Annotated in this window: 22 protein-coding genes; 10 read left to right on the top strand and 12 right to left on the bottom strand. The window is 68.5% G+C overall.

Annotated features, from left to right (window positions below):
* The first annotated feature begins 51 nt into the window (after positions 1–51).
* A complete protein-coding gene (gene fnr / locus C5O79_RS14925; RefSeq protein ID WP_122478737.1) occupies positions 52–825 on the top strand; it encodes a fumarate/nitrate reduction transcriptional regulator Fnr in 774 nt (257 codons plus the stop codon).
* 25 nt (positions 826–850) lie between these two features.
* On the opposite strand, the gene C5O79_RS14920 is transcribed toward fnr, so the two are convergent.
* Positions 851–1,840, bottom strand: a complete 990-nt coding sequence (locus tag C5O79_RS14920) for a zinc-dependent alcohol dehydrogenase family protein (RefSeq protein ID WP_122478735.1) — start codon at positions 1,838–1,840, stop codon at positions 851–853.
* 175 nt (positions 1,841–2,015) lie between these two features.
* Here C5O79_RS14920 and C5O79_RS14915 point away from each other — a divergent pair, with 175 nt between their 5' ends.
* From C5O79_RS14915 to C5O79_RS14895, 5 genes are all read left to right on the top strand, one after another.
* The gene (locus C5O79_RS14915; protein ID WP_104012777.1) at positions 2,016–3,017 is read left to right on the top strand and encodes a nitroreductase family protein; all 1,002 of its coding nucleotides are present in this window, start codon (positions 2,016–2,018) and stop codon (positions 3,015–3,017) included.
* Positions 3,018–3,069: 52 nt separating this feature from the next.
* Positions 3,070–3,405 (top strand): c-type cytochrome, encoded by a 336-nt coding sequence (locus C5O79_RS14910; RefSeq protein WP_122478733.1) that lies wholly within the window; start codon positions 3,070–3,072, stop codon positions 3,403–3,405.
* 96 nt (positions 3,406–3,501) lie between these two features.
* Positions 3,502–4,455 (top strand): TIGR00730 family Rossman fold protein, encoded by a 954-nt coding sequence (locus tag C5O79_RS14905; protein WP_174242184.1) that lies wholly within the window; start codon positions 3,502–3,504, stop codon positions 4,453–4,455.
* A gap of 139 nt (positions 4,456–4,594) precedes the next feature.
* Positions 4,595–4,819: a hypothetical protein gene (locus C5O79_RS14900; RefSeq protein WP_046546559.1), complete on the top strand. Its 225-nt coding sequence runs from the start codon at positions 4,595–4,597 to the stop codon at positions 4,817–4,819.
* A 200-nt stretch (positions 4,820–5,019) separates the two neighbouring features.
* Entirely contained in the window at positions 5,020–6,786 is a 1,767-nt protein-coding gene (locus tag C5O79_RS14895; RefSeq protein WP_122478729.1) for a SulP family inorganic anion transporter, read from the top strand.
* A 98-nt stretch (positions 6,787–6,884) separates the two neighbouring features.
* Here the strand turns inward: C5O79_RS14895 and C5O79_RS14890 are convergent, their stop codons facing one another.
* Positions 6,885–7,124: a hypothetical protein gene (locus C5O79_RS14890; protein WP_047852891.1), complete on the bottom strand. Its 240-nt coding sequence runs from the start codon at positions 7,122–7,124 to the stop codon at positions 6,885–6,887.
* 50 nt (positions 7,125–7,174) lie between these two features.
* Positions 7,175–7,825: a BON domain-containing protein gene (locus C5O79_RS14885; protein WP_039353456.1), complete on the bottom strand. Its 651-nt coding sequence runs from the start codon at positions 7,823–7,825 to the stop codon at positions 7,175–7,177.
* Positions 7,826–8,055: 230 nt separating this feature from the next.
* On the opposite strand from C5O79_RS14885, the gene C5O79_RS14880 reads away from it, so the two are divergent.
* A complete protein-coding gene (locus C5O79_RS14880) occupies positions 8,056–8,721 on the top strand; it encodes a nitroreductase family protein (protein ID WP_046546556.1) in 666 nt (221 codons plus the stop codon).
* A gap of 105 nt (positions 8,722–8,826) precedes the next feature.
* Here C5O79_RS14880 and C5O79_RS14875 read toward each other — a convergent pair whose 3' ends face one another.
* The 4 genes from C5O79_RS14875 to C5O79_RS14860 all read right to left on the bottom strand — a co-directional run bounded on the left by C5O79_RS14875 (position 8,827) and on the right by C5O79_RS14860 (position 10,870).
* Positions 8,827–9,261: an Hsp20/alpha crystallin family protein gene (locus tag C5O79_RS14875; RefSeq protein ID WP_046546555.1), complete on the bottom strand. Its 435-nt coding sequence runs from the start codon at positions 9,259–9,261 to the stop codon at positions 8,827–8,829.
* A gap of 180 nt (positions 9,262–9,441) precedes the next feature.
* A complete protein-coding gene (locus C5O79_RS14870) occupies positions 9,442–9,717 on the bottom strand; it encodes a DUF1488 domain-containing protein (RefSeq protein WP_046546554.1) in 276 nt (91 codons plus the stop codon).
* 65 nt (positions 9,718–9,782) lie between these two features.
* On the bottom strand, positions 9,783–10,253 hold the full coding sequence (locus C5O79_RS14865; RefSeq protein ID WP_047852893.1) for a universal stress protein: 471 nt from the start codon (positions 10,251–10,253) through the stop codon (positions 9,783–9,785).
* A 143-nt stretch (positions 10,254–10,396) separates the two neighbouring features.
* Positions 10,397–10,870 (bottom strand): hypothetical protein, encoded by a 474-nt coding sequence (locus tag C5O79_RS14860; RefSeq protein WP_046546552.1) that lies wholly within the window; start codon positions 10,868–10,870, stop codon positions 10,397–10,399.
* A 349-nt stretch (positions 10,871–11,219) separates the two neighbouring features.
* On the opposite strand from C5O79_RS14860, the gene C5O79_RS14855 reads away from it, so the two are divergent.
* Complete coding sequence (locus C5O79_RS14855; protein ID WP_122479102.1) at positions 11,220–12,170, top strand: universal stress protein; 951 nt, start codon at positions 11,220–11,222, stop codon at positions 12,168–12,170.
* Between the two features lie 21 nt (positions 12,171–12,191).
* On the opposite strand, the gene C5O79_RS14850 is transcribed toward C5O79_RS14855, so the two are convergent.
* Positions 12,192–14,483: a heavy metal translocating P-type ATPase gene (locus C5O79_RS14850; protein WP_122479099.1), complete on the bottom strand. Its 2,292-nt coding sequence runs from the start codon at positions 14,481–14,483 to the stop codon at positions 12,192–12,194.
* A gap of 228 nt (positions 14,484–14,711) precedes the next feature.
* Here C5O79_RS14850 and C5O79_RS14845 point away from each other — a divergent pair, with 228 nt between their 5' ends.
* A complete protein-coding gene (locus C5O79_RS14845) occupies positions 14,712–15,329 on the top strand; it encodes a VTT domain-containing protein (protein ID WP_122478727.1) in 618 nt (205 codons plus the stop codon).
* Positions 15,330–15,561: 232 nt separating this feature from the next.
* Positions 15,562–17,166: a bifunctional aminoglycoside phosphotransferase/ATP-binding protein gene (locus tag C5O79_RS14840; protein WP_122479096.1), complete on the top strand. Its 1,605-nt coding sequence runs from the start codon at positions 15,562–15,564 to the stop codon at positions 17,164–17,166.
* A 77-nt stretch (positions 17,167–17,243) separates the two neighbouring features.
* Here C5O79_RS14840 and C5O79_RS14835 read toward each other — a convergent pair whose 3' ends face one another.
* The 4 genes from C5O79_RS14835 to C5O79_RS14815 all read right to left on the bottom strand — a co-directional run bounded on the left by C5O79_RS14835 (position 17,244) and on the right by C5O79_RS14815 (position 19,999).
* Positions 17,244–17,693 (bottom strand): CBS domain-containing protein, encoded by a 450-nt coding sequence (locus C5O79_RS14835; RefSeq protein WP_046547310.1) that lies wholly within the window; start codon positions 17,691–17,693, stop codon positions 17,244–17,246.
* Positions 17,694–17,882: 189 nt separating this feature from the next.
* On the bottom strand, positions 17,883–18,353 hold the full coding sequence (locus C5O79_RS14825) for a hypothetical protein (protein ID WP_046546549.1): 471 nt from the start codon (positions 18,351–18,353) through the stop codon (positions 17,883–17,885).
* 2 nt (positions 18,354–18,355) lie between these two features.
* A complete protein-coding gene (locus tag C5O79_RS14820; RefSeq protein WP_122478724.1) occupies positions 18,356–18,589 on the bottom strand; it encodes a hypothetical protein in 234 nt (77 codons plus the stop codon).
* Between the two features lie 150 nt (positions 18,590–18,739).
* Positions 18,740–19,999: a nitrate/sulfonate/bicarbonate ABC transporter ATP-binding protein gene (locus C5O79_RS14815; protein ID WP_046547309.1), complete on the bottom strand. Its 1,260-nt coding sequence runs from the start codon at positions 19,997–19,999 to the stop codon at positions 18,740–18,742.
* Positions 20,000–20,064: the final 65 nt, after the last annotated feature.

Here is a 20,064-nt window from a genome sequence, read left to right as displayed (position 1 = left end):
CGATCCCGCCCACGGCGGCTCGCCGCTGTCCTCAACATACTGGAGCCGATCATGCAGAGCCATGCCGAAGTTTCGCCGACCATGCCGTTACGCCCGTTCATCCCGTTGCACCCCGTCGAACAGGCGGAGCAACCGAAGCGCGCCGCGTCCCGTTGCTCGACGTGCGCGTTGCGTACCGTCTGCATGCCGGCCGACCTTTCTCCTGACGAATTCGCGCGCGTCGACGCGATGATCTGCACGACGCGGCACGTCCGGCGCGGCGAAACGCTGTTTCGCGCGGGTGATGCGTTCAACAGCATCTACGCGGTCCGAACCGGATCGTTCAAGACCATCGTGATGCATCGCGACGGCGACGAGCAGATCACCGGCTTCCAGATCGTCGGCGAATCGCTCGGGCTCGACGGCGTGCACACCGGGCACCACAACGGCGACGCGATCGCGCTCGAGGACAGCACGGTCTGCATCATTCCGTTCGGCCAGCTCGAGCAGATGTGCCGCGAAGTACGGCCGATGCAGCATCACGTGTACCAGATGATGAGCGGCGAGATCGTCCGCGAATCCGCGCTGATGCTGCTGCTCGGCACGATGACCGCCGAACAGCGCGTGGCCGCGTTCCTGCTGAACCTTTCCACCCGCTTCAAGGCGCGCGGCTACTCGGCCGCCGAATTCGTGCTGCGGATGACGCGCGACGAGATCGGCGAATATCTCGGGATGAAGCTCGAAACGGTGAGCCGCATGATGTCGAAGTTCCAGCACAAGGGGCTCGTCGCCGCGCAAGGCAAGCAGATCCGCATCGTCGATCCGGAAGGCCTCGGGCGAATCTGACCGCGCGGCGCGCGCGGCGAGCGCATCAGCCGCGCATGGCGAGTACCGCCGCCCCGGACAAACGCCCGGTGCGCAGGTCGTCGAGTGCGCGATTCGCATCGGTCAGCGCGTAGCGCACGGCCTCGACCCGCAGCGGCACCGCATCGGCGACCCGCATGAATTCGACCGCGTCCGCACGCGTCAGGTTGGCGACCGACACGATGCGGCGCTCGCCCCACAGCCACGCGTACGGAAAGCCCGGGATATCGCTCATGTGAATGCCGCCGCATACGACGATCCCGCCTTTGTCGACGGCGCGCAGCGCGGCCGGCACCAGTGCGCCCACCGGCGCGAAGATCAGCGCGGCGTCGAGCACCTCGGGCGGCGCTTCGTCGCTGCCGCCGGCCCACGCGGCACCGAGTGAACGTGCCAGCTGCTGCGCGACGGTATCGCCGGGCTTCGTCAGCGCAAACACCTTTCGCCCCTCGGCATGCGCGACCTGCGCGACGAGATGCGCCGCCGCGCCGAAGCCGTAGATGCCGATGCGGCGCGCATCGCCCGCCATGCGCAAGGTTCGATAACCGATCAGGCCCGCGCACAGCAGCGGCGCGGCTTCGAGATCGGTGTAGCGCCGCGGCAGATGCACGCAATAGCGGTGGTCGGCGACGGTGCGCTCCGCATAGCCGCCATCGATCGTATAGCCGGTGAATCCCGGGCTGTCGCACAGATTCTCACGGCCCGCCGCGCAATACGCGCAATGGCCGCACGTCGAACCGAGCCACGGCACACCGACGCGGTCGCCCATCGCGAAGCCCGTCACGCCCGCGCCGAGCGCGCGCACCGTGCCGACGATTTCGTGCCCGGGGATCAGCGGCAGTTTCGGATGCGCGAGCTCGCCGTCGACGACGTGGAGATCCGTCCGGCATACGCCGCATGCGTGTACGTCGATCAGCAACTGGCCCGCCGCCGGCAACGGCTCCGGCACGCGCGCCTCGCGCAAATGCGGTGTCGTGCCGTCAAACATCATCGCAAGCATGCTCGCCTCCCCTGCGCACGCCGGTGCGTACGCTTCACCTCTCCACGCTAGCCGCTCCGCGTCGCGAACGCATGGCCCGGTGACGGGCGCTTGATGTGGGTCAACGGCGGTCGGACGGTTGCTGACACGATGAAGTGGCGTCACGCCCGACGTGTGGCGACCAGGAGATGATCGAATGATATCCGTTCCCCCACTAGCCGCGAGCGCCCACCCCGAGGCATACCTGAAGTCGCTGCTGGCCTACGCGGTGCTGGCCCCGTCCAGCCACAACTCGCAGCCGTGGCGGTTCATCGTCGACGGCCCCACGATCGCGGTCTGCGCGGATCGTGTACGTGCGTTGCCCGTCATCGATCCGTTCGATCGCGAGTTGATCATCAGCTGCGGGGCGGCCCTGCTCAACCTGCGCGTCGCGCTCGATCACGCCGGGCTCGCCCACACGATCAGCACGTTTCCGTCCGACATCGATCCCGATCTGCTCGCGATGGTCCGGGTATGCGACGACGGCTATTCCGACGCGTCGCTCGGCGCGCTGTTCGATGCGATCCCGGAGCGCGTCACGACGCGTGCGCCGTTCGAATCGACGGCCGTGCCGGACGACCTTCAGCGCGAGCTGATCGCGGCCGGCGTCGCGGAAGGCGCCGAGATCACCTGCATCGACTCGATCGCGAATCGCGCACGGGTGGCCGAGCTGGTTGCGGAGGCCGACCAGCAGCAGTTCGCGGACCCGCGCTTCAGGCGCGAACTGGCGAGCTGGATCGATCCGCGCCGGCACACCGACGGCATGCCGGCGTTCGCGGCCGGCGTGCCGACGCTGCTGGATTTCGCGGCGCCCGTCGTGACGATGGCGGTACGGACCTTCGATCTCGGCAACGGGCTGGCCGCGCTGCATCACCAGCTCGTCGGCGCGTCGCCGCTGGTCGTATGCATCTCGACCGTGCGCGACGATCGCGACGCGTGGCTCGCCGCCGGACAGGCGCTGGAGCGCGTCCTGCTCGTCGCGACGCGCGCAGGCTATACCGCGTCGTACCTGAACCAGCCGATCGAGACGGCCGGGCTGCGCGCCCACCTGCGCCACATGCTCGGGCTGCACGGCGAACCGCAGTTGCTGCTGCGGGTCGGGCGCGGCCCGCATACGCCGCACTCGCCGCGCCGCCCGCTCGACGAAGTCGTCTCGTGAGCGCGCCCCTGCGGCGCGATGCGGCCCTGCCGATCCCGACAAGGAAAACGACATGAACCTCCTGCGTAACGCCGCCTTCTGCGTGATCGCCGTGGCGGCCCACCCGGCCACCGCGCAGACGGCCGTGCCCGAGCCGACCGATCTCGTCAATGCGCAGCACTGCATGTTCTGCCACACGTCCGACATGACGTTCCTCGGGCCGTCGTTCCACGACATCGCGCAGCGCTACCGCGGCGATCCGGCGGCCGTGCCGGAACTGGAACGCAAGCTGCGCGTCGGCGGCCGCGTGCACTGGGGCGACACGCCGATGCCGTCCGCCGAGGATCGCGGCGGCCCGCTGTCCGCCGACGACGCGCACCAGCTCGTGCAGTGGGTGCTCAGCCAGTAACCGGCCCGCCGCCCGCTGCTCATGTCGACCGTCGTCAAGCGCGTTCCTGCCGGTACCGCACGCGGTAAAGCGCGCCGCCGTACTGCAGGCGACCCGATGCCGGCGGACACGCGCGGCCGGCGCACCCGCACGCGGCCCGCCGCGATCGTGGGCCACGACGACGCCGGGCGCCGCCCGCGTCGCGCGCCGCCGCACGCGCAACGCGCGAACTGCACGCCCGCCGACGACGATGCCACCATCCTGCAGCGCACGGGCATGCGCGGCATCCGGCTGCAACTCGACTACTGGAAGGCCGAGGAACGCCTGCAGAACGAACGCATCGGCCATGCCGTCGTGATCTACGGCAGCACGCGCATCGTTGCTCCTGCCGTCGCGAACGCGCGGCTGAACGAAGCCAATCGCCTGCTCGCGGCGCGTCCGCACGATGCGGGCCGGCGTCGTGCCGTCGCGGCGGCGAGCCGGCTCGTCGAGCACAGCGTGTATTACCGCGTCGCGCGCGAATTCGGGCGCATCGTCGGCCACGCCGACCGGTGCACGCGCACCGCGCGGCTCGCCATCGTCACCGGCGGCGGCCCCGGCATCATGGAGGCCGCGAATCGCGGCGCGTACGAGCGCGGCGCGCCGAGCATCGGCTTCAACATCGAGCTGCCGCGCGAACAGGCGCCGAATCCGTACATCACGCCCGATCTCTGCTTCCGGTTTCACTATTTCGCGATCCGCAAGCTGCACCTGCTCGAACGCGCGAAGGCGGCGGTATTTTTCCCGGGCGGCTACGGCACGTTCGACGAGCTGTTCGAGGTCCTGACGCTGCTGCAAACGCGCAAGATCCCGCCGCTGCCGGTCATCCTGGTCGGCGAAGCGTACTGGCGCCGCGCGGTGGACCTGGCCTTCCTCGCCGACGAAGGGATGATCGACCGCAGCGATCTCGACCTGTTCACGTACTGCGAATCCGCCCCCGACATCTGGCGCGCGATCGGCGGCTGGTATGCGCGGCGGCGCACGGCGCGGCCGGTGCGCCGCCGCACGAAGCCGAAACCGCGTGCCATGTAGGAATCTGCCGACGCCCGCTGAACGATTCCTACCGCAGCTTCGGGGCATGCCGATTGAATCGCGCCGGCGCGGCAACGATACTGAATTCATGGATCACGGCTGCGCGGCATCCGGATTCCGGGCCCTCAGGAGAGTCGTCATGTCATACGCTACCCATCTTCCCGATCCGGGCGATCAGGCCGGCCGCACCGACGCAGCCGCGCTCGACACGCAGGCGCTCGTCGCCCTCGCACGCGACGCCGGCATGCTCGTGATCCTCGACGGCCAGATCGGGCGCGAGCGGTACGAAAGCGTGACGGGATCGATCGCCACGCTGGCGCGCTTCGCGCAGGCGCTGCAACTGTCGGTGCGCAAGGCCGCCTGAGGCCGCTTGAAACTGCTTGAAGCCGCGCATCGCCGTGCCGCCGGCATTCGGTGCAGCGGCAGCGGCCTTGCCGCCCGACGCAATGACCCCTGTCGCCCTGCCGTTTCGCACGTCTGCCCGGGCTGGCCGCATCCCGGCGACCGTGCGCCGGGCGGCCCCGGCCCTCCCGCTCGCCCGGACGGCTCCGGCATGAAGCCGCCATGAACCGGCCCCTTTCCGCCCGCGTCGCCCACCTGTTCCCGGGCGTCGCGCTGCTCGCGAACTACCGTCGCGCATGGCTCCCGCGTGATCTCTACGCGGGCATCGCGCTGTCGGCCGTGCTGGTGCCCGTCGGCATGAGTTATGCCGAGGCGGCCGGCCTGCCCGCCATCACGGGGCTCCATGCGTCGATCGCCGCGTTGCTCGCGTATGCGCTGCTCGGCCCGAGCCGGATCCTCGTCCTCGGCCCCGATTCGGCGCTGGCCGCGCTGATTGCCGGCGCCATCGCCCCGCTCGCCGGTCACGATCCGCAGCGCGCCATCGCGCTCGCCGGCGCGCTGGCGCTGTCGGCCGGCACGATCTGCATCCTGCTCGGCGCGCTCAGCCTCGGCTTCGTCACCGATCTGCTGTCGCGTCCGATCCAGTACGGCTACCTGAACGGCATCGCCATTGCGCTCGCGATCGGCCGGTTGCCGGAACTGCTGGGCATGCCGGTATCGGGCGGCGACGTGTTCACCAGCGTGCCGCGCATCGTGCAGGCGCTCTCCGGACACCGGTTCTCCATTGCCGCGAGCGCGCTGGGCGTCGGTACGCTCGCCATCATTTTCCTGATGAAACGCACGATGCCGCGTGCGCCCGGCGTGTTGATCGCGGTGCTGGCGGCAACCGTCGTCGCGCAGGTGCCGCCGTTGCACGGCGCGGCAACGATCGGCGCCCTGCCTGCCGGCGCGCCCGTACCGCATCTGCCGGCCGTCTCCGTCGCCGACCTGGTCGCGCTTGCGTCCGGCGCGATCGCGGTCGCGCTGGTGTCGTTCGCCGACATCAGCATGCTGTCGCGCGCACTGTCCACTCGCGCGGGCGATACGCCGGACCGCAACCAGGAACTGCTCGCACTGGGCGCCGCCAATCTGCTGGCCGGCGTGATGCAAGGGTGCGCGGTCAGCAGCAGCGCATCGCGTACGCCCGTCGCGATCGCCGCCGGTGCGCAAAGCCAGGTCACGAATCTGGTCGCGGCAGCCTGCATCGCGCTCCTGCTCGCCGCCGCCCCGGCGCTGCTGACCCTCGTGCCGCGCGCGGCGTTGGCCGCCGTCGTGATCTACGCGGCGTTCGGCATCGCGGACGTCCGCAACGTCGTGCGGCTGTACCGGATGCGCCGCGGCGAATGCCTGATTTCGGTGCTGTGCTTCGCCGGCGTGATCGGCATGGGCGTCGTGCCCGGCATCCTGCTCGCGAGCGCGCTGTCGCTGCTGTCGTTCGTGTGGCGCGCGTGGCATCCGTACGATGCGGTGCTGGGCCGGCTCGCCGGCGTGCGCGGCTATCACGACGTCGCGCGGCATCCGGACGCCGTGCTGATACCGGGGCTCCTGCTGTTCCGCTGGGATGCGCCGCTCTTCTACGCGAACGTCGAGATTTTCTGCGAGCATCTGCACGCGGCGATCGCGAAGTCCGCGCCACCGGTTGCGCGCGTCGTCATCGCGGCCGAGCCCGTCACCGATATCGACGTCAGCGCCGCGGACCGGCTCGTGATGCTGGGCGAGGAACTCCGGGAACGGAAGATCGCGCTGGACTTCGCGGAAATGAAGGGCCCGGTGAAGGATCGCCTGCGCGCCTACGGGCTGTACGACGCATTCGGCCCCGCCTGTTTCTTTCCGACCGTGACCGACGCCGTCGCGCATCATGTCGGGCGGCAACGCAGGCATGCGCGCGACGACGAACCGGTCCCGCGTGCCGCGCCGCCGCGTGCCACCCGTGATCGGTCGGACGGCTAGGCACGTCGATGTCGATGCGCACGCGATGCGACGCCGGTTGCGTCGCGTGGCGAACGAAACGCCGGCACCCGTGCGACATGCGCACGGGTGCCGCGACCTCAAACCGTGAACGTGTTCGATTTCATCATCTCGACCCACGTCATCCCGGCGCGCAGCCCGTCGATCGCGGCTTCGCGCTCGGTGTCGTGGGCCCGGCTGTGCGCGAACGTACGCTCGCACGCGCCCTCCGGCGACACCAGCGTCACGTGGATCCTGCAACGATAGCCGCCCGTTCCGGCGGCGATCGTCTCGATCGCCACCGACCAGTCCGCGTCGTGCACCTCGCCTGACAGTGTCATTTGACTCCTCCTTCCGCGCGGACCGCGCATCCGGTTGCCGCTCGCCGGCGTTACTCGACGACCAGGTCGTCGACGACGGCACGCACGCCGCGCGCCGACCATGCCGCCCCGCGCACGGCCTTGCGCTCGGAGAACGAGCCGACCTTGCCGGACAGCCGCACCGTGCCGTCGCGCACCTCGATCGCGATGTGCTTCGCCTCGCGCTCCGCATGGCGCATGATCGCGCGCTTGATGTTGCCGCCGATGTCGGCCGAACCGATCGTCCCCTGCACCGCGATATGGTCGGTCACGCCGGTCACGCTGCGCATCTGCGAGATCGCCCGCACGGCCAGGTGGCTCTGGTACGCCCATTCGACCCTGCCGGACAGCGTGATCCAGCCGTGTTCGACCTGCACCTTCACCGCGTCGTCGTGCAGCCCGACCGTCCAGTGCAGCACCGAACGCACCGCGTTCGCGATGTCCTCGTCGGTGCGGACGTCGTCGTCCGGCAGATGCACGGTCATGTCGACGACGAGCGCCTTGACGCCGGCCACGCGGTTCGCCGCCCGCTCGATCGCCAGCTTCTCCGCATAGCTCGGCGGATGACCCGAGAGCGTCACGATCCGGTTGACCACCTCGACACCGATACGTGTCGCGTCGATCGCCGGGTCGGACTCCAGTTCGTCCTGAACGTCCTGCTTCAACTGCTTGTCGGTCTTCATCGCCTGCACTCCTGTGAGCCGCGGCGCGCCAGTCCGCCGCACATCTCCAGATTCGCACACGCCCGGCCGGGGATCGCTGATGCAGGTCAACGGACGCCGCTCGACGCGCGTCGCAGCCCGCCGGAGCACCGCTTGACGGAGGTCAAGCCGATGCGGCCCGGCCGTCTTATCGTGAAATCGCCGATGCGCGACGTCCCAGGCAAGCACGGCGATGCTCCAAGGAGACTCACATGACGGAACAGCAACTGTTGGCCTATTCGCCGGCGCCGCCGGCACGGCCGGTATCGCCACAGGGCGAATCCCCGGCCCTCATCGACCTGCCGCATCCGGACCTCGACAGCGGCCCGCCCTTGATGACGGCACTCGCAGCCAGAATGAGCGCCCGCGAATTCGCCGCCACGCCGCTGCCGCCCGCGACGCTCGGCGCGATGCTGTGGGCCGCGGACGGCGTCAACCGGCCCGCCGGCGGCGGCCGCACGGCGCCGTCCGCGCATGCGTTCAACGAAATCGACGTGTACGTCGCGCTGCCGTGCGGCGTCTATCGCTATGACGCGCCCGCGCACCGGCTCGTGCTGAAACACGCGGTGGATGCCCGCAACCTCACGGGTTACCAGGACTTCGTCGGCCGCGCGCCGCTGGATCTCGTCTACGTCGTGCGGACCTCGGCGATCCTCGACATGCCGCCGCAACAGCGCGACGTGTTCTCGGCGATCACGGCCGGCGCCATCGCGCAGAACGTGTCGCTCTACTGCGCGGCCGCCGGGCTCGGCACCGTCGTACGCGGCTGGATCAACCACCGCGCGCTTGCCGATGCGCTGCGGCTGAACGAGGACGAGCTCCCGATCCTCGCGCAGACGGTGGGCTACCGGGCCGGCGGCACGGGATCGCATGCGTGAGCGTTCGCGCGACCGCTTCAATGAAGACGGCGCGCGGATCGCTCCGCGCGCCGGTATCCCTCTTCGGACGACGCGTGCCCGCATCGCCCGCTGCCTGCCGTCCGATCAGCTGATGGCCAGCTTCTTCTGCGCGACCGGTGCCTTCTTCGGGAGCGTCAGCGACAGCACGCCGTCCTGGTAAGTCGCCGTTGCATTCGCGTCGTCGATCTCGCCCGACAGCGAGAACGAACGGCTGATCGCACCGCTGTAGCGCTCGCGCCGGATCACGCGTTCGCCCTCCTTCTGCTCCTTGTTGCGCTCGATCTTCGCGTTGATCGATACGGTGCTGCCCGTCACCTGGACGTCGATGTCGTCCTTGGCGACGCCCGGCAGTTCCGCGTTGACCTTGTACGCCTCGTCGCTTTCCGTCACGTCGATCTTCATCGAGGCCAGATCGGGCTCGTCCGTCAGCGTCATTCCGCGCAGCGGCCTGAACAGCCCCTGAAACAGGTCGGCGACGGGTTCGATCGAAAACGGATCGTAACGCGTGACATTGCTCATGGTTCGCACTCCTTGAACGATAGACAAGCGGCCCGCGCGTTCGTCCCGCCCGCGCGACGCCATGATGAAGACCGGATTGGCGCGGCGCCGTGTGCCGCACAATGGACGAACGATCATCAGGATTCCAGCGTAACTGCCCGTATCGGCACGCGCTTGATGCGCGTCAACGACTGCGGGCGCTCACGTGCAGAACCGGAAATAGCCGCTGTGAAGCAGGATCGGCCGCCCGCCCATCTCCTCGAGCAGGCAGCGTGCGGCGCGCTCGATCGCGGGACGGTGGCGGGCAAACGCCTCCACGAGATCCTGCTCGCGCGGCGACGCCGCGCGGAAGTGATCCTCCAGCGCTTCCGCGGTAATCGCGCAGCGCACGCGGTGGCCTTCGACCAGCGCCGGAAAGGTCAGTGCCGGATCCAGGCCGCAATACGTCGGATGTTCGGAAGGAAACGAGATCTGCATGATGGTCACCTCGGCAGGTTGCGCACGGGCAGGCGCCGGCTGGCGGCGCTGCGTGCATGGCGGCCCTACGCCGCCGCCGCGGCCGGTGCGGCGTCGGTGCCGCGCATGAGCAGGACCGGACAGCTCGATCCGCGCAGGAACCGTTCGGCGACGCTGCCGAGGAACAGCCGCCGGACCCCGCGCCGCCCGTGAGTGCCGACCACCGCGAGATCGATCGACCGTTCGGCGACGTAGCGCTGCAGCCGTTCGGCGATACTCTCGCCAAGCTCGGTCTCGACGAGTTCCGTCTCGCCGTTGACTGCCGCGTGCGCGATGGTTCGTTCCGCTTGTCGCAGGACCGACGCGCCGTCGCGCCGGATCTCGGCGAGCAATGCATCCGGATCCAGGCGCCCGCTGTAAGTGATCAGCAGCGATTTGTCGACGACGAAAACGGCGAACAGGCGGGCACCGCACGATCGCGCCACCTTCAAGCCCTCGTCGAGCGCGCGTTGCGATGAAGGACTGCCGTCCACGGCGACCATGATGTTCGTGTACATACCGACCTCGCTGGATGAACCGACGCGCCGGCGGCGTTCGGCATGGTTTTCATCATCGGCGTTCGCCGGAAGCTGGCGTTGACGGAGGTCAACGGTTCGGAATCACGCGGAAACCGGCACGCGAGCGGCCGCGAGACGCCGGATCATCGCGGCACGACGGGCGCCGTCGGCGCGTCGGACGAACGCGCCGGGTTCCCGTATGACCGGAAGCCCCGCTCGATGTCGAGGATCTTCGTCGCGCACGCGTCGTACCGCCAGCCCGGGCCGCCGTCGCTGGCGTACATGCCCTTGCACATCGCCTTGAGCCGGATCACCGACGCGCCGCCCGACGCCGTGCGGGAGGCCCACAGATACACTTCTCCGGCCAGAAACGGCGCCGCCGTTTCGATCGTGTCCGTATCGGCGCGCGTGATCCGGGTCGACGAATGCGCTTCGACGTAGCGGCGTGCGAAGTGCCATGCGCGGTCGCATTCGGCAGGCGTCGAACACTGCAGCACCGCGGCCTGGCGCGTCGCGAACAACTGCGTTTCCGTCGACCGGAAGGCCGCGTTCCGTTCCGCGCCGGCGCACGCGGCCAATGCAAGGAGCACGCCGACCGCCCACACCCGTTGTTTCATCGCCCCGCCCCGCAACACATTGAGTTCCGCTCGCAATCGGGCGGCATGAACATGCTCGGCGCGAATCCGGCCGTGCGATGGCTGACCGCCCGCAATCAGCGCGCGGTCATGTGCCGCATCGCCCGAATCGACTGTATGACCGCCATCGGGAATGCGGTTGACCTGCGTCAATCGCCCGCCGGTGCGGGGCGGAGAGCACGAGCGGGAAGGATGCCGAAGACGGGGAACCGGTCATCCTGCCCTGTTGCACCGCGAAGACAAGCGTGCTTGACGAAGGTCAAGCCGGGAAGAACCGGAAGCGCGAAAAATTGCCATGCACACGATCGTCGGTCGCCACCGGGAGACATTCATGAACACCGGCACTTCACCCGTCCAGGCAGTCCAGGCTCCCCAACGGGTGCTGATCGCCATCGACGGTTCGAACGCATCCGCTCACGCACTCGCGTATGCCAAAGCGCTCGTTCCAGCGAATGCAGCCGTGCATATCGTCAGCGTTGCGGAAAATCCGAGAACGCTTGTCCCGCTCGGCTCGAAAGCCATGGCGTTCCTCGAATCGGCGCGCGTCGAGTTGCTCAGGGATGCATCCGATGCGCTGTCGCGCGCCAAAGCCGCAATGGATCGCGACGACCTCGCCATCGACACGGAAGTCATCGACCTGGCCGCCCGCGGCGGGGATATCGTGCATGCGCTGACCGACAGCGTGCAAGCCTGGCAGGCCGAACTCCTGATCATCGGCGCACGTCAGCATCATGGCTTGCTCAGATGGGTCGAAGGAACGGTTTCCGGCCCGCTCGGCAAACTCGTTCCCTGCCCGCTTCTCATCGTTCCAGAAGGCTTCGCGTCGGTTGCCGAGCACCTGCCGACGCGAATGCTGTTCGCCGTCGACGGAAGCGCAATGGCACTCGACGCATTGCGGACCGGGTTGGCATTCTCTCGACCCGACACTGAATTTCGTGCGATATATGTGGTTGATCGTCCCCCTGCGCTGGGTGACTTCGTCCTTGGCGGGGCACTGGAAGATGCATTGATCGGCGAAGGCAACCATGCACTGCAGGGCGCGACGGCCCTCCTCGATGGCGCAGCCGGACACGCGCAGTCGCAACTGATTCAAACGGATCGAATCGACGCGGACGTTTCTCGTCTGATCGTGCGCGACGCGATCGAATGGAATGCAGACATGATCGTCATGGGCACTCATGGACGGCGAGGCGTCACGGGCTGGCTCGTCGGCAGCGTGGCCGGACGCGTTGCGCGGATCACGAAGACGCCACTCCTTCTCGTGCCCGCGCCGAGTGCATGACGAGTGCATGACGCGTCCTCGTCACGCCTCCGTTCCCACGGCATGGAACAGCTCCTCTTCCTGAGCGCAATGCAGGCGTACGATCGCTTCCAGCCCGTACAGCAAGCGCTGTATCGCCTGAACCTGCATGCTGCTCACGTCGTCGCGCGGCACGTCCGCGACCATCTGCCTGAGCGACCGGACCATCTTGAAGATCTCCCGGTGGGCGCCGCTCATCGCGGCAAGCGGATCCTCGCCGCCAAGCAGCGGAGCCAGGCGCGCGTAAACTTCGAGATCGTCGGCACGTTCGTGCGGCAGCAGCCGTTCGTCGAGTGAGTCGATGACTTGCACCAGCTCCCGGGTGATGGCTCCCGCGGAAAGTTGCGGCAAGCGATCCGCCAGATCCCTGATCCGATCGAGCAACGGCGACAATGCCGCATGCTCGCGCTTGAGCTGCTCGACGTCGAGGTCGGCCGGCCGGGCGCTCGTCCGCCTCGCGGGCACCAGCAACACGCGCAACGCATTGACGATGACGACGACGTCGATGACTTCCTGAACGACCGCACCTGCGATCGGTTGCAGGAATCCGGCGGCGGCAATCGTCATTGCAGCAAACGACAGCGACATACCCGCCACCACGCTTTCGAGCGCGATACGGCGTGACCGTCGTGCGATACGGATCGCATCGACGAGTCGGTCCAGCCGATCCACCAGCAGTACCACGTCGGCCGCTTCGGAAGACGCCGCGGCCCCCCGCGCGCCCATCGCGATACCGACGTCGGCCGCCGCGAGTGCCGGTGCATCGTTCACACCGTCGCCGACCATGATCGTCACGCCGTCCTTGCGGGCAGCCTCGATGGCGGCAAGCTTGTCCGTGGGCGTCTGCTCGGCGCGCACGTCGGTGACACCCAGCAGCTCGCCCACGGCCTGTGCAATGTCACACCGGTCGCCCGTCAGCATGACGAGGCGCTCGACGCCCTCGCGTTTCAGTAACCGCAATGCCCTTGGCGTTTCCAGTCGCAGCTGGTCGGCCATCTGAATCGCGCCGGTCATCACGCCATCCACGCCGACGAATACGGCAGCCCCGCCCTCGGCCGCGATCCGCCTCAGGAACGCGTCGCTCCATGGTTCAACCGTCGATCTGGCGGAAACGTACTCGAACTTGCCGATCGCGACCGTCCGATCGTCGACCCGGCCCGTCACGCCCTCACCCGCCGTTTCCACGACGCCCGACGGCGGCGACAGATCGATGCCACGTTCGCGTGCGGCGATCGTCAGCGCATCCGAAATGACGTGACCTGACGCCTGGGCCAACGACGCCGCCCAACGCAGCACATCGTCCGTTGCGATGCCCCCGCCGCATTCGATCGAAACGATACGCGCCTGCCCTCCGGTCAACGTCCCTGTCTTGTCGAAGAACAGAATCGACGCTTGAGCCAGGCGTTCCAGCGCACCGCCGCCCTTGACCAGCACGCCGCGTCTCGAACAACGCGACATGCCCGACACAATTGCGACCGGAACCGCAAGAATCAACGGACAAGGCGTGGCCACGACGAGCACGGCGAGCGCACGAGCGACATCGCCGGTCATCAGCCAGGAGAGCCCCGCGACGAAAAGCGAGGCCAGTACGAAAAGCGCGGCGTAGCGATCCGCGAGACGCACGGACGGACTGCGCTCGCGTTGCGCGCGTTCGACCATGCGGACGATACCGGCAAACGTACTGTCGCCTGCCGTCGTGCGAGCGACCATTTCGAACGGCGCGCCGACGTTGACCACGCCGCTGCACGCGCTTTCTCCGGCACGTCGCGACTGGGTGGACGACTCGCCCGTCAGCATGGATTCGTCGAGTTCCGCGTCATCGCTCAACGTGCCGTCGACCGGCACGAACTCGCCGCTTCGCACGAGGAGGCGGTCACCGGGGACGATGGTTTCCAGCGCAACGGAGCGCCATTCGCCGTTCTCGAACCGGGTTGCCCGTCGAGGGGCGCGGCCGAGCAGCGCGGTCATCTCGCGTTGCGCGCGGTGCTGCGCATACTGTTCCAGCGCGCGGCCGCTAGCCAGCATCAACGCGATCACTGCCGCTGTCAGGGTCTCGTCCAGCACGATCGCGAGCCCGATCGCCAGCCACGCGAGCACGTCGATGCCGGCCTGGCGCCTCGCCACGGCTTTTGCTAGCGATACCGTCAACGCGAGCAGGATCGGCAACGTACCCGCCAGCCAGGCGATTCGCGCGAGCGACGGCAGTCCGAACGCCATGCACACGCCTCCCGAGGCGAGCGTGACGGCCGCGACGATCAGCAGCAAGAGGTCGATCGACCAAGGGATTCGAGACATGACGCTTTTTCCGATCACTGGGCATGGACTGGTTTGCACCGCTCGATTCCGGTTGCAGACAGCGTGGCCCCAGTCTAGGAAACGTGGTGGCAAGTCCGTTGACTTGGGTCAGGATGGCGCGCCTGCCGCGAAGCGCCGGCATGACACCCGGCTTGATGTGAGTCAAGCCGCCTGTCCCTTTTCTCGGCAAAATCGAAACGTGACACTGGATAGCGTGGAGCCGATACCGTGCAGACGCTGGCGCTTCTGTTCCTGCTGATTCTTCTGCTGAATCTCGTGCCCGCGTTCGCTCCCCCTACCTGGATGGCGATGTCGTGGGTCGGGTTCAATCTGCCTGACGGCAATCCACTGATCTTTGCCGTCGCAGCGGCAGGCGCGGCCACGACCGGCCGCGTCATCCTCGCCACTTTCGCAAGGTCGCTTGTCCGCTCACGCTGGATGCGGGAATCCGACCGCGAGAATATAGACGTCGCCGCACAATGGCTGAAAAAGCACCGAACGCTGACCGTCGGCGCGTTCTTCTTCTATGCATTGAGCCCGCTACCGTCGAACTACCTCTTCATCGCATACGGACTTTCCGGGCTGCCGCTCAGAATCATCGCGGCGGCGTTCTTCATCGGCCGCGCAACGACCTATGCGGTCTGGGCGCAACTCGGCCGCTTTGCGTCGACCCGACTGGACCTGGAATCGCAACTCGAAGGCACCTACCTGGGCGGATACTTCATCGTCACGCAACTGGTGTTGCTCGGCGTCGTCTTCGCGTTGATGAAGCTCGATTGGCGCGCGCTCTTCAATGAACACCGGTTGACGTTCCAGCGCGGTCGTGGCCCGCGCAGCTCCGGATGACGTCGGCAGGCGCCGGGCCACGGGTAGCCGTCCGCGTACGCACCGTCGGTGCGCTTGACGCGCATCAAGCCGAAAGGGGCGGCAGTCGGCTGCAATAAGATTCGTCGCACGCGAGCCCCCGGGCCGGCCGGCCCGATCCCGCGACATCGAGCAAACGGGAACGTGCCGTTTCCGTTCGACCGCAACCCGCCGGCGCCGCAGCATGCACGCGCACGGCATCGATCCGTTCACCATGCCCCGAGCACCACGCCTGCCGTTCAAGTCGAGTCGCGGAGCCGCACGACGCGAAACCCTGCAATTCGATCGCGCATTGCGCCGGCCCGCCAACTATCCCCATCCCGCCGGCCGGATCGAACGGATCGAAACGCACCTGTCCGTCGTGTATCTGGCAGGGCGTTATGCATACAAGCGCATCAAGCCCGTCCGCTTCGCGTTCGTCGACCTCGTGCGCCCCGCGCAGCGGCGCCGCTGCGCGCTCGCCGAATGCACGCTCAACCGGCCGTTCGCCGGCCCGCTGTACCTGGGCGTCTGGCCGCTCGTCGCGCAGGGCCGGCGCAGTGCATTCGGCCCGCCCGTGGCGACCGCCGCGCGCCGGCACCGACACGCCGCGGTGCCGGGCGAGCATGTGGTGCGCATGCGCCGGTTCGATGCGGATGCAATGCTGTCGGCACGCAGCGCATCGCACGACGTGGGCCTGACCGATGCGGATGCACTCGCGGTGACGCTGGCTCGCCATCACCTTCACGCGCCCCGCCGTGCGCCGCGCGGCCACCCGGGCAGCGCGGCCAGCGTCGCGGCGCAATGCCGGCCGTTGCGCGACACGCTCGACGTCACCGTGCCCGGGGAAGCCGCGCTGCGCCGCTGGTACGAGGCCGAGCTGGCCCGCATCGCACCGCTGCTCGCCGAGCGGCATGCGCACGGCTTCGTGCGCGCGTGCCACGGCGACCTGCATCTCGACAACGTCGTCCGCTGGCGCAACCGCATCCTGATGTTCGACTGCATCGAATTCGACGACTCGCTGCGCTGGATCGACGTGGCGAGCGATCTCGCGTTTGCGCTGATGGATTATTCCGCCCGCGGGCGAACCGACTGCGCCCACTGTCTCCTGTCCGGATGGCTCGCCCGCACGGGCGACCATGCGGCGCTGGGCGTGCTGCCGTGCTACTTCGTCTATCGCGCGCTGGTGCGGGCAATGACCGCGCGGCTGCGCGGCGACGAAGCGGCGCGCGGCCGCTATCTGCGCGTCGCGTCGGATATGGCGCAGACGCGGCGCGATGCGCAACCCGTGCTGCTTCTGTGCCGCGGCTTGTCCGGCTCGGGCAAGTCGGTGGCCAGCCGCGCGCTGGCGGAACAGATCGGCGCGATCCGGCTGTCCAGCGATGTCGAGCGCAAGCGCGACGCCTGCGCGCCGGAGCACACCCGGCTGCCCGCCGCCGCGTACTCGGATACGGCAATCGACGCGACCTACGACAGGCTCCGCGAACAGGCCGGCGTGGTCCTCGCCGGCGGCTACACGGCGATCGTCGACGCGACGTTCCTGCGCCGGCACAACCGGACGGCCTTCATCTCGCTCGCCGCGCAGCTCGGCGCGCGCGTCGCCATTCTCGACTTCACCGCGAGCCGGGCGACGCTCGCCGCGCGTGTCGCGGCCCGGGCCGCGCTCGGGCACGATGCGTCCGACGCCGACACTGCCGTACTGGCCACGCAGATCGCGCATGCCGAGCCGCTGGACGGCTCCGAGGCCGCGATCGCGATCCGGTTCGAGACCGACTGCGATGTCGCGGCGTACGGTGACCGCGCATTCTGGGCGCCGTTGTTCGCCGTGCTACGCACATAGCCGCGCGGTGGGTGGCACCCCCGGAAAACGGCGCCGGCGCCGGCGCCCACGACGGGCGCAGGGCCGGCGACACGTCGTTACGCGCGGAAACGCTGCTCCTCGATCTGCTGCAGCTTGCCGACTTCCGCGATACCGCCGAGCAGCCCCGCCAGATGCTCGACGATATCGTCGAGCGTCACGATGCCGGAGAGACGGCCCTCATCGTCGACCACCGGCAAGCGCCGGATGCCCGACCGGCGCATCTCCTCGAGCGCGACGCCGATCTCGTCGGTGTCGGACACGACGACCAGGCCCCGCGACATGATCTGGCCGGCCGTCACGCCGCCGGGATCGTCGCCGCGGGCCATCACCTCGATCACCAGGTCGCGGTCGGTGACGACGCCGATCGGGATGGCATCGCCCTCGCGATACTCGATGACGACGATATCGCCGACATGCGCGTGCCGCATGCGATCGGCCAGTTCGAGCGCACTGCATTCCACGGTGCAGGATTCGACCGGCCGGGTACTGATTCTTCCGATGTGCATGATGAGGCTCCTGTTGCGCTTTCGATGGAAGCACGCACGCGTATCGCCCGACGGCGGCGACACGAGCGGCGCCGCGCACTTCGCCCGCCCGGGCGGCATGCTCGGCGCGCTCGTTTGTCTCGCCCTCTGGAGAAAGCGCGGGGACGTGCACGCGTAGCCCGGTTCCCGCCCTCGGCGGGAACCGGGCTCCTAGATGCTGAGATACCCCTGGAACAGCCACGGCGGGCCGGGTCGGTCGCCGGACACACCCGACATGCAGACGCCCGCGGCAGGCGCGCAGATTCCCGAGAAGCCGGGTGAGCCGTCCGGCCAGAACGACGGCACGAACGAGAATTCGCCGTTGACCGTCATGACGAAATCGCGGTTGAACGGCGACGGCGCAAAAATCGTCACCTCGCGGAAGAACGGCGTGCCGTCGTGGTGCACCGCGCCGTGCGCGAATGCCCCTCTCGAGTCGTAGCGCGCCGGCAACGCATAGACCCTGCCGCCGCGCTCCACGGTTTCGGCCGGCGTGTACACCAGCTCCACACCCGGATAAGGCAGGCGATAAGGCTCGCGGCAAGCCGGGCCGTCCGGCCCGACCACGAGCGGCGGATGCGCCCAGAGCGACAGCAACAACGGGCTCGTGTGCTGTGCGAAATATTCGGAAAGCCAGTTCATGGTCAGTCCTCCCGCGGACGGTCGTCGGTGTGCAAGCGCGGGGCAGTCCAGCCGGTTCGGCACGCTTGCGCCGACGGCCCATCCAGCGTCGCATGCCCCGCTGCGCCACGCTCGATGCCTGGACGATCGACCTCGCGTCGCCACGCATCGATCGGATGCCTGAACGACGTCGTCAGCGAACGCCCGGTGTGTTCCGGTGCCGGATCGGCAAGCTGCCTGCCGGCGGCATTGCTCATGCCGCCTCGTCTTGCCGTCGACGATGCATTCATTCTCGATCGCGCCGCGCGGCGTGCGTTGACGGAAGTCAATCCGCACCGCGCGGTGCGATCGGCGTCGACTCGTCACGTCACGCCACGCCACGTCGCATTTGACGAGCGCGCGCACGGTCAACGGCCGAACGTGCGCGTATGGTCGTCGTAATCGAACAGCCCGGCGTAGCGGCCCCAGTCGGTCACGACGCGCAGCGCCTGATCCGCGCTGCGCGGATCGAGATGATCCTCGAGTTCCAGTTCGAAACGCTCGCGCGGCGCGCGATGCCCGGCGCGCTCGTCCAGGACTTCGTCGATATGCGCGCCAAGCGGCACGAATTTGACGACATGCTCCCGAAACAGGCGCCGCCGGGCCTCGTCGTCGCTGTGCGCGAACAAGTGGCCCGCCGCGCTCAGCCTGATCGTGCGATCGTGCCACTCGGCAAAGGCGAGCAGATGGAGCGCAGCGGCGGTCGAATGGAGCGCGTCGGCCCGCAGCGCGAGCGCCGACGCAATCGTGCCGAGTTCAGCATGGCCGTCGTACGGCGGGGCCGCGAGGGTCTCGACGAACCCGGCGAGATGATGGCTCGTCACGTCGGGCAGCGTCATGGCCAGCGCGCCGCCGGCCGCGTCGCGGGCCTCCGCCGCATCGGCGATGCGGGCGGTCAGCGTCGCGTAGATCTTGCCGACGATCGCCTGGAAGGCCGGGTCATGCCGGCTGCGCGGACGCGGCAGCGGCACGTTCAGCGCGGCGTCGATGCGCGCCGGGGCGGCGCCGAGCACGAGGATGCGATCGCACATGAGCACGGCTTCCTCGATGTTGTGGGTCACCATCATCACCGACCGGGTCGACAACTGGCGCGCATCCCACAGGTCGAGAAAATCGGTACGCAACGTTTCCGCAGTGAGCACGTCGAGCGCCGAGAACGGTTCGTCCATCAACAGCATGACGGGTTGGCTGACGAGCGCGCGGGCGAACCCCACCCGCTGGCGCATGCCGCCCGACAGTTCGCGCGGATAAGCCGATTCGAAACCGTCGAGCCCGATCATCTCGATCGCGGCGGCGGCCCGTTCGCGCACCTCGCGTGGCGGGAGGCTCAGCGCATCGAGTCCCAGCTCGACGTTTTCGACGACCGTCAGCCACGGGTACAGCGCGAACGTCTGGAACACCACCGCGATGCCGCCGGTCGGGCCGGCCAGCGGCGCCCCGCGATACGCGACCGCGCCGGACGAGGGCTTGACGAGCCCGCCCGCGATCCGCAGCAGCGTGGACTTGCCCGAGCCGGAGCGGCCGAGGAGCCCCAGTATTTCGCCCTCGCGTAGCGTGAGATCGATATCGGCCAGCACGTGCAGCGGCTCGCCGGACGGCTTCGTAAACGATTTGCAGACGGCGCGCATCTCGAGCACGGCCGGTGTCTGGCCGGACGACGGCGTGGCGGCATTCGCAACGTGCGCTTCCTTGC

Origin of the sequence: Burkholderia sp. SRS-25 (genome assembly GCF_004343765.1) — a bacterium.
Classification (GTDB): Bacteria; Pseudomonadota; Gammaproteobacteria; order Burkholderiales; family Burkholderiaceae; genus Burkholderia; species Burkholderia contaminans.
The sequence above is the reverse complement of the archived record's forward strand: the minus strand, read 5'-3'. Positions and strand labels throughout refer to the sequence as shown.

What these genes read in the sequence shown, in the direction of transcription:
- fnr (WP_122478737.1), top strand. Translation starts at nt 52, where the DNA reads ATGCAGAGCCATGCCGAAGTTTCGCCGACCATGCCGTTACGCCCGTTC.
- C5O79_RS14920 (WP_122478735.1), bottom strand. Translation starts at nt 1,840, where the DNA reads ATGCTTGCGATGATGTTTGACGGCACGACACCGCATTTGCGCGAGGCG.
- C5O79_RS14915 (WP_104012777.1), top strand. Translation starts at nt 2,016, where the DNA reads ATGATATCCGTTCCCCCACTAGCCGCGAGCGCCCACCCCGAGGCATAC.
- C5O79_RS14910 (WP_122478733.1), top strand. Translation starts at nt 3,070, where the DNA reads ATGAACCTCCTGCGTAACGCCGCCTTCTGCGTGATCGCCGTGGCGGCC.
- C5O79_RS14905 (WP_174242184.1), top strand. Translation starts at nt 3,502, where the DNA reads ATGCCGGCGGACACGCGCGGCCGGCGCACCCGCACGCGGCCCGCCGCG.
- C5O79_RS14900 (WP_046546559.1), top strand. Translation starts at nt 4,595, where the DNA reads ATGTCATACGCTACCCATCTTCCCGATCCGGGCGATCAGGCCGGCCGC.
- C5O79_RS14895 (WP_122478729.1), top strand. Translation starts at nt 5,020, where the DNA reads ATGAACCGGCCCCTTTCCGCCCGCGTCGCCCACCTGTTCCCGGGCGTC.
- C5O79_RS14890 (WP_047852891.1), bottom strand. Translation starts at nt 7,124, where the DNA reads ATGACACTGTCAGGCGAGGTGCACGACGCGGACTGGTCGGTGGCGATC.
- C5O79_RS14885 (WP_039353456.1), bottom strand. Translation starts at nt 7,825, where the DNA reads ATGAAGACCGACAAGCAGTTGAAGCAGGACGTTCAGGACGAACTGGAG.
- C5O79_RS14880 (WP_046546556.1), top strand. Translation starts at nt 8,056, where the DNA reads ATGACGGAACAGCAACTGTTGGCCTATTCGCCGGCGCCGCCGGCACGG.
- C5O79_RS14875 (WP_046546555.1), bottom strand. Translation starts at nt 9,261, where the DNA reads ATGAGCAATGTCACGCGTTACGATCCGTTTTCGATCGAACCCGTCGCC.
- C5O79_RS14870 (WP_046546554.1), bottom strand. Translation starts at nt 9,717, where the DNA reads ATGCAGATCTCGTTTCCTTCCGAACATCCGACGTATTGCGGCCTGGAT.
- C5O79_RS14865 (WP_047852893.1), bottom strand. Translation starts at nt 10,253, where the DNA reads ATGTACACGAACATCATGGTCGCCGTGGACGGCAGTCCTTCATCGCAA.
- C5O79_RS14860 (WP_046546552.1), bottom strand. Translation starts at nt 10,870, where the DNA reads ATGAAACAACGGGTGTGGGCGGTCGGCGTGCTCCTTGCATTGGCCGCG.
- C5O79_RS14855 (WP_122479102.1), top strand. Translation starts at nt 11,220, where the DNA reads ATGAACACCGGCACTTCACCCGTCCAGGCAGTCCAGGCTCCCCAACGG.
- C5O79_RS14850 (WP_122479099.1), bottom strand. Translation starts at nt 14,483, where the DNA reads ATGTCTCGAATCCCTTGGTCGATCGACCTCTTGCTGCTGATCGTCGCG.
- C5O79_RS14840 (WP_122479096.1), top strand. Translation starts at nt 15,562, where the DNA reads ATGCCCCGAGCACCACGCCTGCCGTTCAAGTCGAGTCGCGGAGCCGCA.
- C5O79_RS14835 (WP_046547310.1), bottom strand. Translation starts at nt 17,693, where the DNA reads ATGCACATCGGAAGAATCAGTACCCGGCCGGTCGAATCCTGCACCGTG.
- C5O79_RS14825 (WP_046546549.1), bottom strand. Translation starts at nt 18,353, where the DNA reads ATGAACTGGCTTTCCGAATATTTCGCACAGCACACGAGCCCGTTGTTG.
- C5O79_RS14820 (WP_122478724.1), bottom strand. Translation starts at nt 18,589, where the DNA reads ATGAGCAATGCCGCCGGCAGGCAGCTTGCCGATCCGGCACCGGAACAC.
- C5O79_RS14815 (WP_046547309.1), bottom strand. Translation starts at nt 19,999, where the DNA reads ATGCGCGCCGTCTGCAAATCGTTTACGAAGCCGTCCGGCGAGCCGCTG.